This window comes from Stenotrophomonas sp. FW305-C-20-S1 (genome assembly GCF_058783335.1).
Map to the genome: position 1 here is coordinate 4426 of NZ_JBYTEK010000051.1, position 19364 is coordinate 23789.

The window sequence follows — 19364 nt, forward strand, 5'->3', positions numbered from 1 at the left end:
GGCATGGCCCGGCGCTACCGGGGGTGCACCGCCGTGGTAGCGCCGGGCCATGCCCGGCGAACCGCCTTACGCGGCGGCGGCGTCCCGGCCATGGTCGAACTGGCCATGGCGGAGGAAATGCGCGGTCTGCCGCGCGGCATCGGGCGACACCACCAGGCCGCTGTGGCTGGTGCGCACCACGCAGTGGTCGGCCAGGCCCGGCAGGCGGGTCTCGGCCAGCGCCACGGTACCGTCGGAATCGTCATCCAGCGCCCCGAGCAGGCTGCCCAGCCCATGTGGCACCGAGCCGGCGATCAGGCCGACTGCGGCCTTGCCCTGCCAGTCCGGCAGCCCGTCCAGCAGCAGCTCGCTGCTGCGGCCCAGGGCCAGGCCCCAACCATGTTCGGACAACGAGCGCGCGGTGCCACTGCCCCGCAGTGGCGAGCCCAGGCAGACCACGCGCTGCACGGGCAACTGCGGCTGCCGGCGCAGGGCTTCCAGCGCCAGCAGGCCACCCAGGCTGTGCCCCACCAGGGACAGCGGGCCAGCATCTGCCAGCCGCTCCAGCAACTGCGGCACGGCCACATCAGGACCGCCAAATACGGACGAGTAGCCAAAGGTATGGACCTGGAAGCCGCGCGCGCGCAGGCGCCAGGCCAGCGGCCCGACCCAGGCACGGGCATTCCAGATGCCATGCAACAACAGAACGGGGGGAGTCATGTGCAACAGCCTGGCGGTCAGCGGGGCGGAACTACGGTGATTGAACAGAAGCCAGGGGCAAGCGGCGGTGAACGGTTTCAGGCCGGATGCGGCAGACGGCGCAGGATGAACTCAAGATCGTTGGTATCGCCCACCGGGAACAGGTACTCACCGGCCTTTTCAAAACCATACCGGGCATAGAAGCGCTGCGCGCCGAAGTTTTCCGACCACACGCCCAGCCACAGCGTGCGCGGGCCGTCGTGCTCCAGCCAAGCCAGCGCGGTTTCCAGCAGGCGGCTGCCCCAGCCGCAGCTCTGCTGCGTCTTGATCAGGTACAGGCGCTTGAGCTCGCCGTCACCGGGCTTCACGTCCGGATGCGGCAACCCACAGGGTCCGGCGGCGGCATGGCCGACCGCCTCCCCGTCCAGCTCCAGGAGCCACACCGCGTAATCGGGGTGGGCCAGGATCGTGCGCTGACGCTCGACCGTGTAGGCCTCGTCGATGAAGTCCTGCAGGTCCTGCGGCGGATACAGATGGCCGAAGGTTTCGGTGAACGTGCATGCGGCCAGCGCCGACAGGGTCGGCGCGTCGTCCACAGTGGCGCGGCGGATCGAATACATGGGTCGAGTTGACGTCAGGACCACGGTTCGGGTCAAGCCCGCTCCGCCGGTTCCTTGTCGTCTTCTTCCTCTTCCTCTTCTTCGTATTCCTCGTCGTCCTCTTCTTCCTCGCCGTCTTCCTCTTCTTCGCCTTCCTCGTCCTCGTCGTACTCTTCCTCTTCGTCGTCTTCGTAATCCTCGACGCCGAAGTCTTCACCGTCCCAGCGGCCTTCGCCGTCGGCGACGAAGGTCAGGGCCATGGCCGACGGGTTGGTACCGACACGGACCAGCCAACCACCGAAGACACGTGCACGCTCGGTGACCAGGTTGGCCTCGGAGCCTTCATTGCCCAGCTTTTCCCACTCCAGCGAAAACGCAAACTCGGTCATTGCCTGGATCTCCTGATCAGTTTTTCTTGGGGCGAACCTGGATGTGCACTTCGGCCAGCTGCTCGTCGACGATCGGCGACGGCGCGTCGGTCATCAGATCCTGCGCACCGGTGGTCTTCGGGAACGGGATGACGTCGCGGATCGACTCGGTACCGGCCATCAGTGCGGCGATGCGGTCGATGCCGAAGGCGATGCCACCGTGCGGCGGCGCGCCGTAGTTCAGCGCGTCGAGCAGGAAGCCGAACTTGGCGCGGGCTTCTTCGGCACCGATGCCGAGCAGTTCGAACACCGCGCTCTGCATGTCGGGGCGGTGGATACGGATCGAACCGCCGCCGATTTCATTGCCGTTGAGCACCATGTCATAGCCGCGCGAAACGGCAGTCTTGGCGTGCGCGCGCAGGTCGGCGATGTCGTCCACGGCCGGCGCGGTGAAGGGGTGATGCAGGGCGACGTAGCGCTGGGCTTCCTCGTCCCATTCGAACATCGGGAAGTCGGTGACCCACAGCGGCGCCCAGCTGTCGGCGACCAGACCGAAGTCCTTGCCGGCCTTCAGGCGCAGCGCACCCATGAAGTCGGACACCTTGTTGTAGCCGCCGGCACCGAAGAACACGATGTCGCCGTTGCCGGCGCCGACATGGGCGACCAGGGCGGCGAAGCCCTCTTCACTGAAGAACTTCTGGATCGGCGAGCTGATTTCACCGTTCTCGCCCACCTTGATGTAGGCCAGGCCCTTCGCACCGTACTTGGCGGCGTGCGCGGCGTACTCGTCGATCTGCTTGCGCGACAGGCTGGCACCACCGGGGATGCGCAGGGCGGCGACGCGGCCATCGGCATCATTGGCAGCAGCGGTGAACACCGGGAATTCGCTGGTCTTGACCAGCTCGGCCACGTCCACCAGTTCCAGCTCGATGCGCAGGTCAGGCTTGTCCGAACCATAGCGACGCATCGCCTCGGCCCAGGTCATGCGCGGGAAGCTGGCATCCAGTTCGACGTCGACCACTTCCTTGAAGATGGCGCGGATCATGTCTTCGACGAAGTCCTGCACGTCGCGCTCGCGGACGAAGGCGAACTCCATGTCCAGCTGGGTGAATTCCAGCTGGCGGTCGGCACGCAGGGCCTCATCGCGGAAGCAGCGCGCGATCTGGTAGTAGCGGTCGAAGCCGGCCACCATCAGGATCTGCTTGAACAGCTGCGGGCTCTGCGGCAGGGCATAGAACTCGCCCGGGTGCATGCGCGCCGGCACCAGGAAGTCGCGTGCGCCTTCCGGAGTGGCCTTGGTCAGGATCGGCGTTTCGATGTCCTGGAAGCCCTTCTCGTCCAGGTGGCGGCGCAGGGCCTGCACCAGCTTGATGCGGGTGCGCTGCATGCGCTGCATCTCTGGACGACGCAGGTCCAGGTAGCGGTACTTCAGGCGGGTTTCTTCGCCCGGGTTCTCGTGGGCGTGGAACGGCAGCGGCGCGGCCTTGTTCAGCACGGTGATGGCGGTGGCGATCACTTCCACCTTGCCCGTGCGCAGCTTGTCGTTGACCGCGTGGCGGGCACGTACCACGCCTTCCACCTGCAGCACGTCCTCATAGCCCAGCGAGGCGGCCACGGCGAACACTTCGGCGTTGTCGAGCTCCACCGTCACCTGCACGATGCCTTCATGATCGCGGAGATCGATGAAGCAGACGCCGCCCTGGTTACGGGCCACGTCGGTCCAGCCGGCGAGGGTGACAGTCTGGCCAATCAGGGTCTCATCGACCAGGCCGCAGAAGTGGGTACGCATGGGGGGAAAGCTCCGCTGGAGAACGCCGGCGCCTGATGGGGGCCGGAAAGCCTCTTATTCTGCGGCCGAGGCCCCGGCCGGGGCAAATGCGGACGGTCACGCGGGCTTGATCGCCCCCGTCCTTATAGTCGCGCACCTACTCCCGTATGGGGATGTCGCCATGAAACCGCAGTCCCTGGCCAGCCTGGCCGTGATCCTTGGCAGCTTTACCGCGCTCGCCCTGCACTCCGCCCCTGCCGCCGCGCAGGACGGGGTGGTCCGCTGCGAGAGCCAGAACAACCGCGAACGCGTCTGCAACACCGGCTGGCGCGATGCCCGGCTGGTCCGCCAGCTGTCCGGCTCGGCCTGTGTGGAAGGCCGAACCTGGGGCACCCGCAATGGCAGCATCTGGGTCAACAACGGCTGCCGCGCCGAATTCACCCAGGGCCGAGGCGGCTGGGGTGGCGGCAACGGCGGCGGTTGGGGTGGTGGCAACGGCAACGGCAACAGCGGCACCGTGCGCTGCGAAAGCCAGGACAACCGCGAACGCAGCTGCCCGGTGGGCTGGCGCAACGCACGCGTGGTCCGGCAGATCTCCGGCACGCAGTGCGTGGAAGGCCAGAACTGGGGCGTGCGCAACGGCGCGATCTGGGTCAACCGCGGCTGCCGCGCCGAGTTCGCCGAGGCCCGCGGTGGCTGGGGCGGCGGCAATGGTGGGGGCAATGGCGGCGGCTGGGGTGGTGGCAACAGCAACTACACCGTGACCTGCAGCAGCAACAACAACCGCCAGCAGAGCTGCAACTGGGATGAACGCCAGGGCCGGCCTGTGCTGCAGCAGCAGCTGTCCGGCAGCGCCTGCCAGGAAGGCCGGACCTGGGGCTACTCGCGCGGCAACGTGTGGGTCAGCAACGGCTGCCGGGCGCGCTTCGGCACGCGTTGAGGGGTAGCGCCGGGCCATGCCCGGCGAGCGCAGCGGCAGGGTCTCCGCTTGAAAGCCGCCGGGCATGGCCCGGCGCTACCGGGCTGTCCGCGGCAGCATGCCAGGGGGGCCGATCAGGGTGCCGGCGCCGCTGCATCACCCCAGGGCGCCGGCGGTAGCGCGACCGGCTTGCTGAGATCGAACTCGACCCGGAAACGGCGCCCTTCCGGGCGCGTCAACTCATAGACGAAACGCTGGTCCGGCTCGATCTCCATCGCCCAGGTGTTGTGGGTTGAAGCCAGCATGTCGGCACGGCGGAACATCGCCACCGATTCGCCATCGGCGGGGAACTGCTGGCGTTCGGCGGTGCCCGGCGGCTTGCTGTCACCGCCGTACAGGGTGATCGCATCGGGACTGCCATCGGCGTGGCGATGGTCGTGCTTCAGGCGCAGCCCGTGCTCGGTGCGGGTCAACACCCAGGTGCGCGAATGGTCATCGCCGACGTGGAACGGGATGCGCAGCTCATGGCCCGGGTCGGCGCAGCCCCGCACGTGCATCACCAGCTTCTGCCCGGCGAAGGGGTCTTTACCGGTAGGGGCCGGCGTGTCTTCCACCACCTTGCCCTCGTACGCCTGGCCACAATGGGCAGCAACCGCGGCCATGAAGGCGTCGGCCGGCGCGGTCGACAGATCGTGGTTGACCGTATGCGATGGCTGCGAGCAGGCGGCGAGGCCGAGCAGGGCGAAGGCGGAAGCAACAGCGGCGATCGGTTTCATGCCCCAACCCTAACGGCCATGGCCGGCAGGCGCAAACCGTGCCGGCCGACCATCACGGGCAGATCAGTGGCGCAGCCAGACCTTGCAGTCACCGATTTCCTGCATCTGCGCGCCCTGCGAATAGCGCTGCACGATCGCAGCCTGCCATTGCGCGCGCTGCGGGGTGCTGCCCAGGCCGTTGGGGCAATTGACCAGTGCCACCAGCGGCAGCCCGCCCAAAGCGTCATCATTGCCGGCGAGTGCTTCCAGCGCCGGATCCGACGCCCAATCGGGAATCATCACCGCGCGACGGCCTGACCGATATGGCAGCGCCGAAGACCAGTCGTCGCCGAAGGCCATCACCACGCCCTGCTCGGGCGTATCGGACCGGATCAAGTCAGCGATCTGCGAGATCGTGGTCGGCTCGCGCGCCTCCTTCATGTCCTTCAGCGACTTCACCAGCCCAAACCCCACCGACAGCAGGCACAGGAAGATCGCCAGAGCCACACCTCGACCCGGCTTGCCGGCCGCTTCGCCGCGCTGGATCACCCACCACAGCACCAGGCCGACGATGGACGTGGCAAACACGAGCTGGGCGAACTGATAGTACGGGTGCACCACCTGCAGGTTGGTAAACACCGCCATCGGCATCAGGTAGGCCAGCAGCAGTACGACCACCGGTGCGCGGATCTGCCGGATCGACAGCCCCGCGATGAGGAAGATCAGGAACACCCAGTTGGAGCCCACTGGCCCCGAGAAGCGCTTCTTGAAGATCGTGCCCCACCACGTCGCAGGGTCCAGGCGCTGCTGGAGGGTGCCGTAGTTGAATCCGGCCAGCCCTTCGGAGGTCACCTGCACGCCCAGTGCGGACTGGGCCTTGAGCGCGTCGGCATGCTGCAGCCAAAGGACGATGGCCAGCAGAGCGGCCAGGGCCGCCAGCGCGCCCCCGGCCAGCAGCTTCCAGTGTGTGGCCAGCCAGTGAGGGCGCCAGCCGTGCTCGCGCAACACCATCCAGGCAACGGCCAGCACGGTGAAGGCAGCGAAGCCGAAGAAAGTGGTGATCTTGATAAGTGCGCCCAGCATCGCAGCGACGATGGCCACCAGCCCCACCCACGCCCTCGGCTGCACATGCAGACGTGCCATGGCCCAGACGAACAGCAGGCCGAAGAATACCGCCGTCGATTCGATCATCACCGAGCGGCCCCAGAACTGGGCCAGCGGCGATACGGCGAAGGCGCCGGCAAGGCACAGCGCCAGCACGCGATCCGGACGAACCACCAGGCTGATGCGGTAGACCATCCAGATGCAGCCGACGTGGAATACGGTGGAAACCAGCCGGCCACTGTTGTCCGCGCTGATGCCGGTGGCGCTGGACAACACCGCGGCCAGCCACTGGTAGAGCGGGAATTCGAAGGGAATCGACCACGGCGCACCGAGCACCGGTGTCAGGTAGTCAAGCCACGGGCCACCGCGCACCATCCAGTCGATCGACAGCGCAGTCTGCGTCTGTCGGAATCCCGAGGCATCGACCGGTGGCATCGACCAGCTGTATCCGAACAGGATCAGCAATGCGAAGGCAGAGAACCAAAGCAGGATCCGGCCTGGCAGCAGTTTACGATCGAGGTTCACGTCCTGGGTCACGCCTGCAGCTCCTGGGATATCCGACGTACCGGAACCGGCACATCGCGGGGCGCGCAGTGTCACGTGCCGCGCGTCCACAACGCAAGCCTGCTGATGCCCTGCGCAGCCTCAACGCGATGCAGCGGCTGACGGCGGATCGGCAGCAACCACGTCCGTCGCTGCCACCGGCGCATCTTTGCCCTGCCCTGCCGGCTCCTGCTCGACCGGATCGACATCGAACGGCGTGCGGAACACCAGCGAGGGCAGCAGCGTGGTCAAGGCGGCATACAGCAGCAGCGCGCCGAACAGCACCGCGGGAATCTGGAAGCGATCGCGCATGATCGCGGCCAGCACCAGGGTGAAGATCAGCGTCGGTGCCAGCGCCAGCGATACGCGCAGGCTGCTGCGGAAGCTCTCGCCGAACATCACGCGGCGCTGCAGCCAGACCACTGCGATGCGCAGCGGCAGCACCACCAGGGTGATGACGATGCCCAGCCCCAGCGCCTCCCAGCTCAGCGCTTCGCTGGGCACCTTGGTGCCGGCGTTGAAGAAGTAGAACGGCACGAAGAACGAGGCGAACAGACGCAGCGCATGCAGGTTTTCGTGCGAGGCCAGCAGCGGCATGCGCTGGTGCAGCAGGCGCGCGACCAGGCCGGCAATGAAGGCGCCAACCAGGTAGTACACGCCCAGCAGGTAGGTGATGTACGCCGCCACCATGCCCACCATCACCAGCAGTGAGAATTCCGAGCCCGGCGCATGCGGCGCGACCCAGCGACCAAGCGCGATGAACAGCAGCGGCAGGCCGATCATCATCGCCAGCAGGGCCAGGCTGGACAGCGCCATGTGCCCGGGATCGCCAGCCTGCAGCACGATGAACAACGCCGCCAGGGCCAGCAGTTCGCCGGCGATGGCCTTGCTGGTGACCCAGAACCGCTCGTCCTCGCTCAGCCCCAGCCGCGACAGCGAATCCATGATGAAACCGGTGGAGGGGGTCAGCAGCGCAAGCGCCAGCAACCCGGCCGCCTGCCATGGCAGGCCGGCGTAACGCCAGGCCAGCCAGCCGACGCCGAACAGGGTCGCACTGCGGATCAGCAGATGCGCCAGCAGCGGCCACATGCCGCGCCGCAGGGCCTGCAGGTCAACTTCCAGGCCGGCGAACAGGAACAGTGAGGAGATGCCCAGCGTGGCCAGCAGTGCGATGACCGCGTCGTGCGCCTGGTCGCCCAGCCAGAGCATGCCGATGATGCCGAACAGCAGGCAGGTCAGCGGCGCCGGCAGGCTGAACCGCTGCAGCGCGCGCGGGATGACCAGCAGCGCGAAGATCAGCAGCAGGTAGACCAGTTCATGGCTCATCGGGGGACTTCCGTGTGGATCGAACGCGCGCAGGATGCGGGTTCGATCCGGATCGGGCAAGCCGGACACGGCTGAAAGTGTCCTCTCCTTTCGGCAGAGCGCCCTTCAGCGGATCAGCCCATCGGCGATCCGCCCGACCTGCGCAAGTACCGCCGCGCGCTGTTCGAAGCTGATCGTGCCCGCCTGCAGATAGGCGGTCAGGACCCAGGGCGAACCGCCCTGCACCGGCCACAACACGGCGATGTCGTTGCGGGCGTCTTCGCCATTGCTGCCGGTCTTGTCGCCCACCCGCCAGCGCTTGCCCAGGCCCGCACGAAGGCAGGCATCGCCGGTTTCGTTGTCGATCAGCCAGTCGGCCAACTGCTGGCGTGAGGCAGGCCTGAGTGCATTGCCCAGCACCAGACGCTGCAGCGTCGATGCAATGGCCGCCGGCGTAGTGGTGTCGCGGGGATCATCGATGGCGAAGCTGTTCAGTTCCGGCTCCAGGCGATCGCTGCGGGTGATCGTGTCGCCGGTGGCGCGCAGGAATGCGGTCACCGCCGGCGGCCCGCCGATCGCTGCGAACAACAGGTTGGCGGCGGTGTTGTCGCTGGTGATCAACGTGGCCCGGCACAGGTCACGCACGGTCAGGTCCTTGCCGACGTGGCGGCGGGTGACCGGCGCGTGCTCCAGAAGGTCCTGGGTCCGCACCGGCAGGCGCCGGTCCAGCAGTGCCGGATCGCGCTCGGCCTGCTTTAGCACCGTGGCGGCCAGGACGCTCTTGAAGGTGCTGCACAGCGGGAAGCGTTCGTCTTGGCGATGGCCGAGGCGGCGACCACCGGCGCTGTCGAGCAGGGTTACGCCGAGTCGACCGCGGCACGCCTTTTCCAGTGCGGCGAAGTCGGCGGCGGCGGCGATGGCGGCATCGACCGATGTGGTGGGCATGGTGGCGGGTGCGGCAGCCCGGGCCAGCAGCGGCAACGCAAGGGTGGAGGCGACTGCGGCACTACTGAACTGCAGGAATCGACGACGGGCAAGCATGCGGAATCCTCGTGGAAGCTGTCCCGATTATTGAAAGGGTCGGCAAAGGCGACCAGCGCGTTTTTTCAGCGTCAGCCATGAGATTAATTCATGCATGACGCATTAAACCCTTTATTTATCCAACGCCCATGGCAAGGCGCTACCATCAGCCATCATCCTGCCTCACACGTCCCCATGCTGCACCCCACCCTTTCGCTGAATGCGTTGCGCGCCTTCGAAGCGGCTGCCCGGCACCAGAATTTCACCCGGGCCGCCCTGGAACTCTGCGTCAGCCAGGCGGCGCTGAGTCACCAGATACGCGGACTGGAGGACCGGCTGGGTATCCGCCTGTTCCACCGCCTGCCCCGCGGCGTGGCGTTGACCGAGGAAGGAGCAGCCCTGTACCCGGTGCTCAATGAATCCTTCGAGCGCATTTCAGCCAGCATCGCCCGCTACACCGGTGGCCCGGCGCGGGAAGTGCTGACGATCGGCGTGGTCGGCACCTTCGCCACCGGCTGGCTGCTGCCGCGGCTGGCCGCGTTCGATGCGGCCCACCCGGATATCGAACTGCGGCTGCAGACCCACAACAACCGCATCGACCTGGCCGGTGAAGGCCTGGACCTGGCGATCCGTTTCGGCGATGGCGACTGGCAGGGACAGGCCTGCACGGCGATCCTGGACGCGCCGTTCGCGCCGTTGTGCGCGCCGGCACTGGCGCGGCGGCTGAAGCATCCGCGCGACCTGGCGGCCTTGCCGCTGCTGCGTTCGTACCGCAGCGACGAATGGCCACGCTGGCTGCAGATGGCCGGGGCCAACGGCGTGGAAGCGCGCGGACCGGTGTTCGATTCGTCCTTGACGCTGGCGGTGGCTGCGGCCGGTGGCGCAGGCGTTGCCCTGCTGCCGCTGCGCATGTTCGAAGCGGACCTGGCCGAGGGCCGGCTGCTGCAGCCGTTTGCCACCACGCTGGAGCTGGGTCGCTACTGGCTGACCCGTCTGCGCTCGCGTGCCGAACGGGAACCGGCCAAGCGGTTCCGCGAATGGCTGCAGGCGCAGGGATGAAACACGCGCGCCGCGGGTAGCGCCGGGCCATGCCCGGCGAGCGCAGCGGTTGGAAGAAGCTGCCGGGCATGGCCCGGCGATACCGATGGAATCAGGACTCCAGCAGTTCCATCCAGGCCGCTTCGGCCTTTTCCAGCTGTGCGGCGGCGGCTTCGCGGTCGCGGCCGAGCACGGCCATGCGCGTGGCATCGGCATAGTTGCTCGAGTCGGCAAGCTGCCGGTCCAGTTCGGCCAGCACACCTTCCAGCTCGGCGACTTTGGCTTCGGCGCTGGCCAGCTTGTGCGGGTTGACCGGCTTCTTCTGCACCACCTGCGCGACCGGTGCGGTCGTGACCACCACCGGTTCCTCCACCTGCTCCATGCGTGCCTTGGTGCCCTGCGCCTGCGGGCGCGTGCGCAGCCAGGCGGCGTAGGCATCGAGGTCACCATCGAAGGGTTCGACCACGCCGTCGGCCACACGCCAGAAGGTGTCACAGACCAGGCCGATCAGGTGGCGGTCATGCGAAACCATCACGATCGCGCCGTCGAAATCGGCCAGGGCTTCGGCCAGGGCTTCGCGCATTTCCAGGTCAAGGTGGTTGGTCGGTTCGTCCAGCAACAGCACGTTCGGCTGCTGCCAGGCGATCAACGCCAGCGCCAGGCGTGCACGCTCGCCACCGGAGAAACCATCCACCGGTTCAAAGGCACGGTCGCCCGGGAAATTCCACTTGCCGAGGAAATCGCGGAACGACTGGTTCGGTGCATCCGGGGCCAGGTCGCGGAAGTGCTCCATCGGCGACTGGCCTTCATGCAGCGACTCGACCGTGTGCTGGGCGAAGTAGCCGATGCGCAGGTCCGGGTGCGCGGCGCGCTCGCCGGCAATCGGTGCCAGTTCGCCCACCAGGGTCTTCACCAGGGTGGTCTTGCCGGCGCCGTTGGGGCCCAGCAGGCCGATGCGCTGGCCCGCTTCCAGGCCGAAGCCGACGTTGTGCAGGATCACCGAATCGCTGCCGTAGCCGGCCTCGACGTGGTTCAGGCGGATCAGCGAGAACGGCAGCTTGGCCGGCGGTGCGAACTCGATGCGGAACTCGCGCTCGGCGCGCACCGCCTCGGTACCGGCCAGCTTGGCCAGGCGCTTCATCCGGCTCTGTGCCTGTGCGGCCTTGCTGGCCTGGGCCTTGAAGCGGTCGATGAAGCTCTGCAGGTGGGCGCGCTCGGCCTGTTCCTTCTCATGCGCGATCTGCTGCTGGCGCAGCTGTTCGGCGCGCTGGCGCTCGAAGTCGGTGTAGCCGCCCGGGTAAAGCTTGGCGCCACCACCGTGCAGGTGCAGGGTGTGGGTGGCCACGTTGTCGAGGAACTCGCGGTCATGCGAGATCAGCAGCAGGGTGCCGGGGTACTTCAGCAGCCACTGTTCCAGCCAGTACACCGCGTCCAGATCCAGGTGGTTGGTCGGTTCGTCCAGCAACAGCAGGTCGCTGGGCATCATCAGCGCGCGGGCCAGGTTCAGGCGCACGCGCCAGCCGCCGGAGAACGAGGACACGGCGCGGTGGTGCGTTTCGGCAGGGAAGCCCAGGCCATGCAGCAGCTTGCCGGCACGTGCTTCGGCGTCGTAGGCGTTCAGCTCGGCCATGCGCGTATGCGCCTCGGCCACCGCTTCCCAGTCTTCGCGGGCGGTGGCGTCGGCTTCGGCAGCCAGCACCGCAGCCACTTCGATGTCACCGCCCAGCACGAAGCTCAGCGCCGGGTCCGGCAGGGACGGGGTTTCCTGGGCAACGCTGGCGATGCGGATCTTGCCCGGCAGGTCGACGTCACCCTTGTCGGCCTCCAGTTCGCCCTTCACCGCCGCGAACAGGCTGGACTTGCCAGCACCGTTGCGGCCGACCACGCCTACCCGGTAACCGGCATGCAGGGTCAGGTCGACATTGGACAACAGCAGCCGCTCGCCGCGGCGCAAGGCGAAATTACGAAGCGAAATCATGGGGGGAGGCGTCCATATAACCGAATGGAATGTGCTGGTAAGCACTGTTCCTGCGACGCAATTCTAACGTTAACGAATACTTGACGCGCCCCGGGATGCGCGACGGCCGACGTTCCTCTCTCCCACGTCCTGTCCGCGCGCCTCCCGGGCCCCTCCCCCGTCACCGCCTGTCGCAGCTAAATGGTTGCTGCTGCAACGTTTTTTCTGATGACCGGCATTTGACAGGCACTGAATATCCCGTTAATTCCTGTATTGCGCACCGCAACAACCGTCGTCCGCCTCACCCCCGTGATGTCGATTCCGGTGCCATCCCGCCAACCGGAGCCCCCTCCCGATGACCCGCAAGACCAGCCTGATCGCCGCCGCCGTCGCTGTCGCACTCGGTGGTTCTCCGTTCGTTGCCGCCGCCCAGCAGGCCGGCACCGCCGCCAACACCTTGGATACGGTGATCGTCACCGGCACCCGCGTGGCCGACCGCACGGTCGCCGAATCGCAGTCGCCGATCGACATCATCACCCCCGAGATCCTGCAGTCCACCGGTACCGGTGAGCTGGCCACCGCGCTGTCCCGCGCGCTGCCGTCGCTGAACTTCCCGCGCCCCGCGCTGACCGACGGCACCAGCGGTGTGCGCCCGGCACAGCTGCGCGGCCTGTCCCCGGACCAGGTGCTGGTGCTGGTCAACGGCAAGCGCCGCCACACCTCGGCGATGATCAACGTCAACGGCAGCATCGGCCGCGGTTCGTCGGCGGTGGACATCAACGCGATTCCGATCGCCGCCATCGAGCGCGTCGAGGTGCTGCGTGACGGCGCCTCGGCACAGTACGGTTCGGATGCCATCGCCGGCGTCATCAACATCGTGCTGAAGGGCAGCGGCAGCGGTGGCAGCCTGGCCGTCGACTACGGCCAGTATTCGGCCGGCGACGGCAACAAGTACCAGCTGTCCGGCGATACCGGCGTGGAATTCGGCAACGGCCGTGGCCGCGTGCACGTGGCCGGCCAGATCAGCCAGCAGGACGAGAGCGACCGCGCCGGCCCCTATCGCGGCACCACGCCGAACACCGTCAACTACCCGTCCGTGGGCCAGACCACCTTCATCGTCGGCGACCCGCGCGTGGACGCCACTGCGGCGTCGGCCAATGCCAGCTTTGATTTCAGCGACCACGTGACCGGCTATGCGAGCGCGCTGCTCAGCAACCGCGACATCACCTCGTTCGCGTTCTACCGTTCGCGCAACCACAACGGACAGACCGCGCTGCTGGCGCAGACCTACCCCGACGGCTTCGTGCCGGAGATCAACCAGTATTCCAAGGACCGCTCGCTGGTGGCCGGGGTCAAAGGCAACACCGACAACGGCTGGACCTGGGACCTGAGCCTGAACCACGGCGAGAACACCCTGGATTTCCACACCCGTAACAGCATCAACTACAGCCTGGGCGCGACCAGCCCGCGTTCGTTCTACGACGGCACGCTGAAGTACCAGCAGGACATCTTCAACGCCGATCTGACCAAGTCGCTGGACTGGGGCCTGGCCTATCCGGTCACGCTGTCCTTCGGCGGTGAGTACCGCCGCGAGAAGTGGGACCAGAACCCGGGCGAGCTGAATTCCTACACCGGCACCGGTGCGCAGGGCTTCGGCGGCTTCACCCCGACCAACGAAGTGCATACCGACCGCCACAACTACGCAGTCTATGCGGGCCTGGAAGCGGACCTGAGCGAGAAGTTCTCCGCCGGTGTCACTGGTCGTTACGAGGATTACTCGGACTTCGGCGACCGCTTCTCCGGCAAGCTGTCGGCGCGCTATGCCTTCACCGACAAGGTAGCGCTGCGTGCCACCGCCTCCAGCGGTTTCCGCGCACCGTCGCTGGCCCAGCAGGGCTACCAGGCGGTGACCAGCCAGTTCCTCAACGGCGTGTTCGTTGAACGCGGCACCTTCCCGACCACCAGCCCGGCCGCACAGGCACTGGGCGCGTCGCCACTGAAGGCCGAGACCTCCACCTCCTACAGCCTGGGCCTGGTGCTGCAGCCGGTGGATCGCCTGTACATCACCGTCGACGCGTACCAGATCGACATTGACGACCGCATCGCGCTGTCGTCCAGCATCAGCACCAATGCCGCCAGCAGCGCGCTGCTGACCACGCTCGGCCTGCCGCAGGTGACTGCGTTCTCGTACTTCACCAACGGCCTGGACACCCGCACCCGCGGCGTCGACTTCGTGTCCAGCTACACCGTGCCGTTCAGCGCCAGCAGCCTGGAACTGACCGCGGCCTACAGCTACAACGACACCGAAGTGCAGCGCGTGGGTGGCACGCCGGCGGTGTTCGGCACACTGGGCCTGACCCAGTCGCTGATCGGCCGCGATGAGATCGGCCGCATCGAGGACAGTTATCCGCGTGACAAGACGATCCTGAGTGGCACCTGGCGTTCGGATCACTGGGAACTGGGCCTGGCGGCGACCCGCTACGGCGAGTTCACGGTGCGCAACTCGGCCACCGCCGCGCGTGACCAGACCTACGGCGACAAGTGGGTGCTGGATGCCTCGGCCAGCTACAAGCCGAGTGCGAACTGGACGCTGACGGTGGGCGCCGACAACCTGCTGGACGAGTACCCGGACCGCACCGAGGACCTGCAGAACTCGACCTTCGGCATGCTGCCGTACAGCAACTACTCGCCGTTCGGCTTCAATGGCGCGTATGTGTACGGGCGGATCAAGTACAACTGGTAAGCGGTAATGCCGGCCGCTGGCCGGCATTCCCTCCCCGCATCTTTCACACCCGTCGGAATGATCCGGCGGGTGTTTTGTTTTGTGCTGCGGGCAAGTTTGTGCTGCGGGCAAGATCAGCCGTGCGGCTGGCAGTTGGACGTGTGACGTCCATCAGTAATCACACGGACAGACTCAAGACAGTTATCCAGACTGTCAAAATTCACGTTCACTTGAAGACCAGGGAGCATCCAGCTAGCGCTGCCAAATGTCCGTTCATCGTGCCAACGACTGGCTCTTTGGCCAATGCGTTCTTCGAGAATGGAAGGCGGATCATCGAACTGAAGACCGAATGGCAACGATCCAGCCCACGCTCTTGAGTTTCCCAGTCGATCGTGGATGAAACTGATACCGGTGCATACCGGACGCCCACCGAGCGTGCGCCGCTTGCTGTCGAAGTAGAGAATGAAGCCATGCTCGTCGGCCCTGTCAACGATCTCCCTGCTCGCCTCCGCAATCAGACTTGCAAGCCCAAATTCCCGGAACACGGCCTGAAAATGAGCATCGTCGGTCGATCTGCCGAGGGCAGCAACTACCTGCTCCGCTGAGGGGTACTCGCGCGTTGCCGGTGTGCGAGCCAATGGGCGCATGGGAATTCCCAAGCTGATATCAAAGATCCCACACGCTCCTGCCTGCTTGATGCATTGAGACTGATACGTCAGACGGATGCGGTAGTCAGGCAGCCACCACGCGTCGCGCCTGCCGGCGTGCAAGCTGTCCCCGAACCCCGCCGTAACGAGCCGTTCGCGTGCTTTCGTCCTGTCGTCCTCCCATTGCAGGCCAAACGGCAGATCGCCTTCGTACCTGCGTGTCACATCCGGAATGCCTGCCGTTACCGCAACATTGGTGAAAATCAGCTCCCCGCTCTTGTCGTGCGAAGCAACGGATCGCCCATTCCAGTAGTTGCGCTCACTGAAAGAAAAAAGCATGCCCTTACCACTTGCACGCAGGACTGCCTCATAAGGGCTTTTGGCGGGACGGGTCAGCTCTGGCCTGCGTCTGATGCCAAGCGCCTGGAGCATCGTGGTGACGGCCGGATCCGCAGCGCTTTCGCCAAAGAGGGTCGTTATCGCCTGTAGGTCCATTTCATTCAGTTCTCTTCCGGCAGCCCTAGACTGATACAGCGAAGTCCTTTTTCCCCGTCGTAGTCAACATCGAGATTCAGCTTTCCCAGCATCCATTCGTCGACGTTGCCAGAGAAGCCAAACACTGTTGGCGCGCCCAGATCGGCAGGTAGTTCTGACCTGACCTGATCCCTGGACATCAGGAAGTTCAAGCCGCAAGGAAGTGGCCCCGCATACTCGGTACCAGTGTCCTTCCGCCATCCCCAGAAGATAACGTCGGTGAGCGCCCACGGCCCATCATAGATGTCGTGATATGGCATCTCTGAAAGCAGGCCGACATCCTTGAATTCGAGTTGCAGTCCCGCAGCATCATCTGCCCAGATCCGGTGACCACTGACACCCAGGCGATAATCATCAAGGTTCTGAACCTGTATTCCGATCTTGGAAAAGACGATTCCAAGCTCCTGTGACTCTGAATCCCTGCCAAGCGCAGCGATGAACTCTTCGACTGTTGGATGATTCATGTTGATCCTTCGCTGTTACTTTTGTGGAGGAGGGCTGCGGAGAACCTACAGTTGCTGTTTACTACGATCGACGGGAATGCCAACGGATACACAGCGAAGCGAGTCTCCGGGACCACAGAAGTTAACTTTGAACTCCAAGCCGCCAATGCCCCATATATCCACATTGCCCGAGACACCCGCTACGGTGGGATTCCCCGCACTCAGGGCTGAAAATCGCTCCCTCACATGGTGACGCGACATTGAGAAATCCAGCCCATGGGGCAACGGGCCAGAGTAGGCATGTTTGTTTTTCCCAGATGCCCAGAACACTGCCGTCGTGAGTACCCAGGGCCCATCGTCCACGTCGTGGTACGGAATATCCGCCAGCATCCCGATATCCTCGAAATTCAACTGCAGCGTGCCTTCCTCGCCTGTCCAGATCCGCCTTCCAGTCAATTTCAACGGATTGTGGCTGACGTCGGCCTCGTCGATTTCAAGTTCCTGGAGTAACCGGGACAGGAACACCGAGCTGGTGTCCTGACCTATCGCCTGAATCACTAATTCAATGTCGGGAAGCTTCATGTGGTTGTTCACCCATGCGGTCTGAAAAGAGCAGGCCCAGCCTGGTTGGCAAGCAAAAGGGGCAATGAGCACATGGTGACGCGTGCGCGGCCCGGGAAAACTTCGGCCAGACCGCAGGCGTCTTGCCCAGAATGCGCGCCACCAGAATTACCTCCCGCCCTCGTATGTCAATGGATCGACTGAAAAGCCTTGGCGCACAGTGGCAAAGGGCCCTGCGATGGCACAGCTGCGTATCGAACCCATTACCCTTCCCGGGCCTGTCTCGGGTGGCATTGGTCTGGCTCCGGTTCACGATCCAGAGCAACTGGCCACCCCAAACAGGTCCGATCCCGACAGAGCCATCCTCGATCGCCCCGCACACGCCAGGTCGGACGCCGACCACTGATGGCTCCGCCCACGCAACGATCCGATACGCTGGCCGGGTTTGCCGTATCTGGCCGTATCGGTGAAAATCGGGGTACCCCCCTGTTTCCTGCGAGAGCCGATGCACCATGACACCGACCTGATCAACATCGTTGCCGTTGGTCTCGGGCTCGCCTTCATCTTCGGCGCGCTGGCCAACAAGCTCCGCTTGTCTCCTCTGGTCGGTTACCTGGTTGCTGGCATCTGCGTCGGTCCGTTCACGCCGGGCTTCGTCGCCGACCAGGCCTTGGCCAACCAGCTGGCCGAGCTGGGCGTGATGCTGCTGATGTTCGGCGTCGGCCTGCACTTCTCGCTGAAGGACCTGATGGCGGTCAAGGCCATCGCCATTCCCGGTGCCATCGGCCAGATCCTGGTCGCTACCCTGCTCGGCTGGGGCCTGGCGGCATTGATGGGCTGGCCGGTCATCCACGGCGTGGTGTTCGGTTTCGCGCTGGCCACGGCCAGTACCGTAGTGCTGCTGCGCGCGATGGAAGAGCGCCGCCTGCTGGAAACCCAGCGCGGCAAGATCGCGGTCGGTTGGCTGATCGTCGAGGACCTGGCCTGCGTGCTGGCACTGGTGATGATGCCGGTGATGGCCGGTGTGTTCGGGCCCGACGCGGCCAATGAACACCACACCCTCGGCAGCGTGCTGGCCAGCATCGGCTGGACGTTCGTGCAGCTGGGCCTGTTCGTGGCGGTGATGCTGGTGGTCGGCCGCCGGGTCATTCCGTGGATCCTGGAGCGCATTGCCGGTACCGGCTCGCGCGAACTGTTCACCCTGTCGGTGCTGGCGATCGCGCTGGGCGTGGCCTTCGGCTCGGCGATGCTGTTCGGTGTGTCCTTCGCGCTGGGCGCGTTCTTCGCCGGCATGCTGCTCAATGAATCGGAACTCAGCCACAAGGCGGCCAGCGATTCCCTGCCGCTGCGCGACGCGTTCGCGGTGCTGTTCTTCGTCTCGGTGGGCATGCTGTTCAATCCCGGCATCCTGATCGAGCACCCGTGGCAGGTGCTGGCCACCGCCGGCATCATCATGTTCGGCAAATCAGCGGCGGCGTTCTTCATCGTGCGCGCGTTCGGCCACCCCACCGGCACCGCGTTGACGATCTCGGCCAGCCTGGCGCAGATCGGCGAGTTCGCCTTCATCATTGCCGGCCTCGGCGTGACCCTGAAGATCCTGCCGCCGACCGGCCAGGCGCTGGTGCTGGCCGGCGCGCTGATCTCGATCATGCTCAACCCGCTGGTGTTCGGCCTGCTCGACCGCTGGCTGCTGAAGCACCAGGAAACCACGCCCACCGCGGTGGAGACCGAGCTGCCACCGGGGCCGTCGCTGGACCTGCACGACCATGCCATCGTCATCGGCTATGGCCGCGTCGGCAGTGCGTTGGCGCAGGTGCTGCGCGACCGTGGCGTGCCGGTGATGATCATCGACGACAACAAGGAACACGTGGCCGAGGCGCATGCCGCCGGCCTGCCCGGCATCCGCGGCAGCGCCGCCTCGGACAAGGTGCTGGCCGAAGCCCATCCCGAGCGCGCGAAGATCGCGGTGCTGGCGATCCCGCAGCCGCTGGAAGCCGGTGAGACCTTGGCCAAGCTGCGTGCGATCAACCCCAACCTGACCCTGCTGGCGCGCGCGCACAGCGATGCCGAAGTGAAGCATCTGCTTGAACACGGTGCCGACGGCACGGTGATGGCCGAGCGCGAGCTGGCCTACTCGCTGGCGGAAATGGTGATGGCTACCCCGCCGTACCGCAGTCTTGGGCAGCACAGCATCCCGGTGGTGTGAGGGTGCGGCCGGGCTGCGCCCGGCACCCGCTGTGGTGCCGGCCGCTGGCCGGCAACCTCAACAGCCACAGCCGAAGCAGAAGCGGGGTTCCTGTGGGATGGCGGGGTGGGTCCGGTTGCGGGGGGACGCTGCAAGTACGTCCATGTAAGCTCGGTCGCCGCATCCATGCGGCTCACGCCCCCGCAACCGGACCCACC

General features: G+C 65.8%; 16 protein-coding genes. 4 read left to right on the plus strand and 12 right to left on the minus strand.

The window, feature by feature from the left end; all coding sequences use genetic code 11:
- Positions 1-66 precede the first annotated feature (66 nt).
- From AC3WTC_RS18945 to aspS, 4 genes are all read right to left on the minus strand, one after another.
- A complete protein-coding gene (locus AC3WTC_RS18945; RefSeq protein WP_025874679.1) occupies positions 67-699 on the minus strand; it encodes an esterase/lipase family protein in 633 nt (210 codons plus the stop codon).
- A gap of 77 nt (positions 700-776) precedes the next feature.
- On the minus strand, positions 777-1298 hold the full coding sequence (locus tag AC3WTC_RS18950; RefSeq protein WP_346602161.1) for a GNAT family N-acetyltransferase: 522 nt from the start codon (positions 1296-1298) through the stop codon (positions 777-779).
- A 32-nt stretch (positions 1299-1330) separates the two neighbouring features.
- On the minus strand, positions 1331-1666 hold the full coding sequence (locus AC3WTC_RS18955) for a hypothetical protein (protein WP_025874681.1): 336 nt from the start codon (positions 1664-1666) through the stop codon (positions 1331-1333).
- Between the two features lie 16 nt (positions 1667-1682).
- Positions 1683-3434: an aspartate--tRNA ligase gene (gene aspS / locus AC3WTC_RS18960; protein WP_032975143.1), complete on the minus strand. Its 1752-nt coding sequence runs from the start codon at positions 3432-3434 to the stop codon at positions 1683-1685.
- Positions 3435-3594: 160 nt separating this feature from the next.
- On the opposite strand from aspS, the gene AC3WTC_RS18965 reads away from it, so the two are divergent.
- Positions 3595-4353: a DUF3011 domain-containing protein gene (locus tag AC3WTC_RS18965; protein ID WP_492712289.1), complete on the plus strand. Its 759-nt coding sequence runs from the start codon at positions 3595-3597 to the stop codon at positions 4351-4353.
- A 113-nt stretch (positions 4354-4466) separates the two neighbouring features.
- Here AC3WTC_RS18965 and AC3WTC_RS18970 read toward each other — a convergent pair whose 3' ends face one another.
- The 4 genes from AC3WTC_RS18970 to blaL2 form a co-directional block, all read right to left on the minus strand.
- Positions 4467-5108, minus strand: a complete 642-nt coding sequence (locus tag AC3WTC_RS18970; RefSeq protein WP_025874684.1) for a hypothetical protein — start codon at positions 5106-5108, stop codon at positions 4467-4469.
- A 63-nt stretch (positions 5109-5171) separates the two neighbouring features.
- On the minus strand, positions 5172-6728 hold the full coding sequence (locus AC3WTC_RS18975; protein WP_154880980.1) for an ArnT family glycosyltransferase: 1557 nt from the start codon (positions 6726-6728) through the stop codon (positions 5172-5174).
- A gap of 108 nt (positions 6729-6836) precedes the next feature.
- Positions 6837-8060 (minus strand): cation:proton antiporter, encoded by a 1224-nt coding sequence (locus AC3WTC_RS18980; protein WP_080150536.1) that lies wholly within the window; start codon positions 8058-8060, stop codon positions 6837-6839.
- Positions 8061-8165: 105 nt separating this feature from the next.
- Positions 8166-9080: a L2 family extended-spectrum class A beta-lactamase gene (gene blaL2 / locus AC3WTC_RS18985; RefSeq protein WP_492712290.1), complete on the minus strand. Its 915-nt coding sequence runs from the start codon at positions 9078-9080 to the stop codon at positions 8166-8168.
- A gap of 174 nt (positions 9081-9254) precedes the next feature.
- Between blaL2 and ampR the strand changes: the two genes are divergently transcribed.
- The gene (gene ampR / locus AC3WTC_RS18990; RefSeq protein WP_025874688.1) at positions 9255-10118 is read left to right on the plus strand and encodes a LysR family transcriptional regulator AmpR; all 864 of its coding nucleotides are present in this window, start codon (positions 9255-9257) and stop codon (positions 10116-10118) included.
- Between the two features lie 91 nt (positions 10119-10209).
- On the opposite strand, the gene AC3WTC_RS18995 is transcribed toward ampR, so the two are convergent.
- A complete protein-coding gene (locus AC3WTC_RS18995) occupies positions 10210-12075 on the minus strand; it encodes an ABC-F family ATP-binding cassette domain-containing protein (protein ID WP_025874689.1) in 1866 nt (621 codons plus the stop codon).
- 334 nt (positions 12076-12409) lie between these two features.
- On the opposite strand from AC3WTC_RS18995, the gene AC3WTC_RS19000 reads away from it, so the two are divergent.
- The gene (locus tag AC3WTC_RS19000; protein ID WP_025874690.1) at positions 12410-14797 is read left to right on the plus strand and encodes a TonB-dependent receptor plug domain-containing protein; all 2388 of its coding nucleotides are present in this window, start codon (positions 12410-12412) and stop codon (positions 14795-14797) included.
- Positions 14798-14910: 113 nt separating this feature from the next.
- Here AC3WTC_RS19000 and AC3WTC_RS19005 read toward each other — a convergent pair whose 3' ends face one another.
- From AC3WTC_RS19005 to AC3WTC_RS19015, 3 genes are read right to left on the minus strand one after another with little or no spacing between them, the layout of a single operon-like run.
- The gene (locus AC3WTC_RS19005) at positions 14911-15918 is read right to left on the minus strand and encodes a hypothetical protein (protein WP_080150540.1); all 1008 of its coding nucleotides are present in this window, start codon (positions 15916-15918) and stop codon (positions 14911-14913) included.
- A gap of 5 nt (positions 15919-15923) precedes the next feature.
- On the minus strand, positions 15924-16421 hold the full coding sequence (locus AC3WTC_RS19010) for a hypothetical protein (protein WP_080150542.1): 498 nt from the start codon (positions 16419-16421) through the stop codon (positions 15924-15926).
- A gap of 45 nt (positions 16422-16466) precedes the next feature.
- Positions 16467-16982, minus strand: coding sequence for a hypothetical protein (locus AC3WTC_RS19015; RefSeq protein WP_080150543.1), 516 nt, complete (start codon positions 16980-16982; stop codon positions 16467-16469).
- 484 nt (positions 16983-17466) lie between these two features.
- Between AC3WTC_RS19015 and ybaL the strand changes: the two genes are divergently transcribed.
- Positions 17467-19167, plus strand: coding sequence for a YbaL family putative K(+) efflux transporter (ybaL, locus tag AC3WTC_RS19020; RefSeq protein ID WP_025874691.1), 1701 nt, complete (start codon positions 17467-17469; stop codon positions 19165-19167).
- Positions 19168-19364: the final 197 nt, after the last annotated feature.

Bases quoted from the DNA above. Each gene is read 5' to 3' on its own strand.
- AC3WTC_RS18945 (WP_025874679.1), bottom strand. From the start codon at position 699: ATGACTCCCCCCGTTCTGTTGTTGCATGGCATCTGGAATGCCCGTGCC.
- AC3WTC_RS18980 (WP_080150536.1), bottom strand. From the start codon at position 8,060: ATGAGCCATGAACTGGTCTACCTGCTGCTGATCTTCGCGCTGCTGGTC.
- AC3WTC_RS19005 (WP_080150540.1), bottom strand. From the start codon at position 15,918: ATGGACCTACAGGCGATAACGACCCTCTTTGGCGAAAGCGCTGCGGAT.
- AC3WTC_RS18965 (WP_492712289.1), top strand. From the start codon at position 3,595: ATGAAACCGCAGTCCCTGGCCAGCCTGGCCGTGATCCTTGGCAGCTTT.
- aspS (WP_032975143.1), bottom strand. From the start codon at position 3,434: ATGCGTACCCACTTCTGCGGCCTGGTCGATGAGACCCTGATTGGCCAG.
- AC3WTC_RS18950 (WP_346602161.1), bottom strand. From the start codon at position 1,298: ATGTATTCGATCCGCCGCGCCACTGTGGACGACGCGCCGACCCTGTCG.
- ybaL (WP_025874691.1), top strand. From the start codon at position 17,467: ATGCACCATGACACCGACCTGATCAACATCGTTGCCGTTGGTCTCGGG.
- AC3WTC_RS19010 (WP_080150542.1), bottom strand. From the start codon at position 16,421: ATGAATCATCCAACAGTCGAAGAGTTCATCGCTGCGCTTGGCAGGGAT.
- AC3WTC_RS18995 (WP_025874689.1), bottom strand. From the start codon at position 12,075: ATGATTTCGCTTCGTAATTTCGCCTTGCGCCGCGGCGAGCGGCTGCTG.
- ampR (WP_025874688.1), top strand. From the start codon at position 9,255: ATGCTGCACCCCACCCTTTCGCTGAATGCGTTGCGCGCCTTCGAAGCG.
- AC3WTC_RS19015 (WP_080150543.1), bottom strand. From the start codon at position 16,982: ATGAAGCTTCCCGACATTGAATTAGTGATTCAGGCGATAGGTCAGGAC.
- AC3WTC_RS18955 (WP_025874681.1), bottom strand. From the start codon at position 1,666: ATGACCGAGTTTGCGTTTTCGCTGGAGTGGGAAAAGCTGGGCAATGAA.
- blaL2 (WP_492712290.1), bottom strand. From the start codon at position 9,080: ATGCTTGCCCGTCGTCGATTCCTGCAGTTCAGTAGTGCCGCAGTCGCC.
- AC3WTC_RS18970 (WP_025874684.1), bottom strand. From the start codon at position 5,108: ATGAAACCGATCGCCGCTGTTGCTTCCGCCTTCGCCCTGCTCGGCCTC.
- AC3WTC_RS19000 (WP_025874690.1), top strand. From the start codon at position 12,410: ATGACCCGCAAGACCAGCCTGATCGCCGCCGCCGTCGCTGTCGCACTC.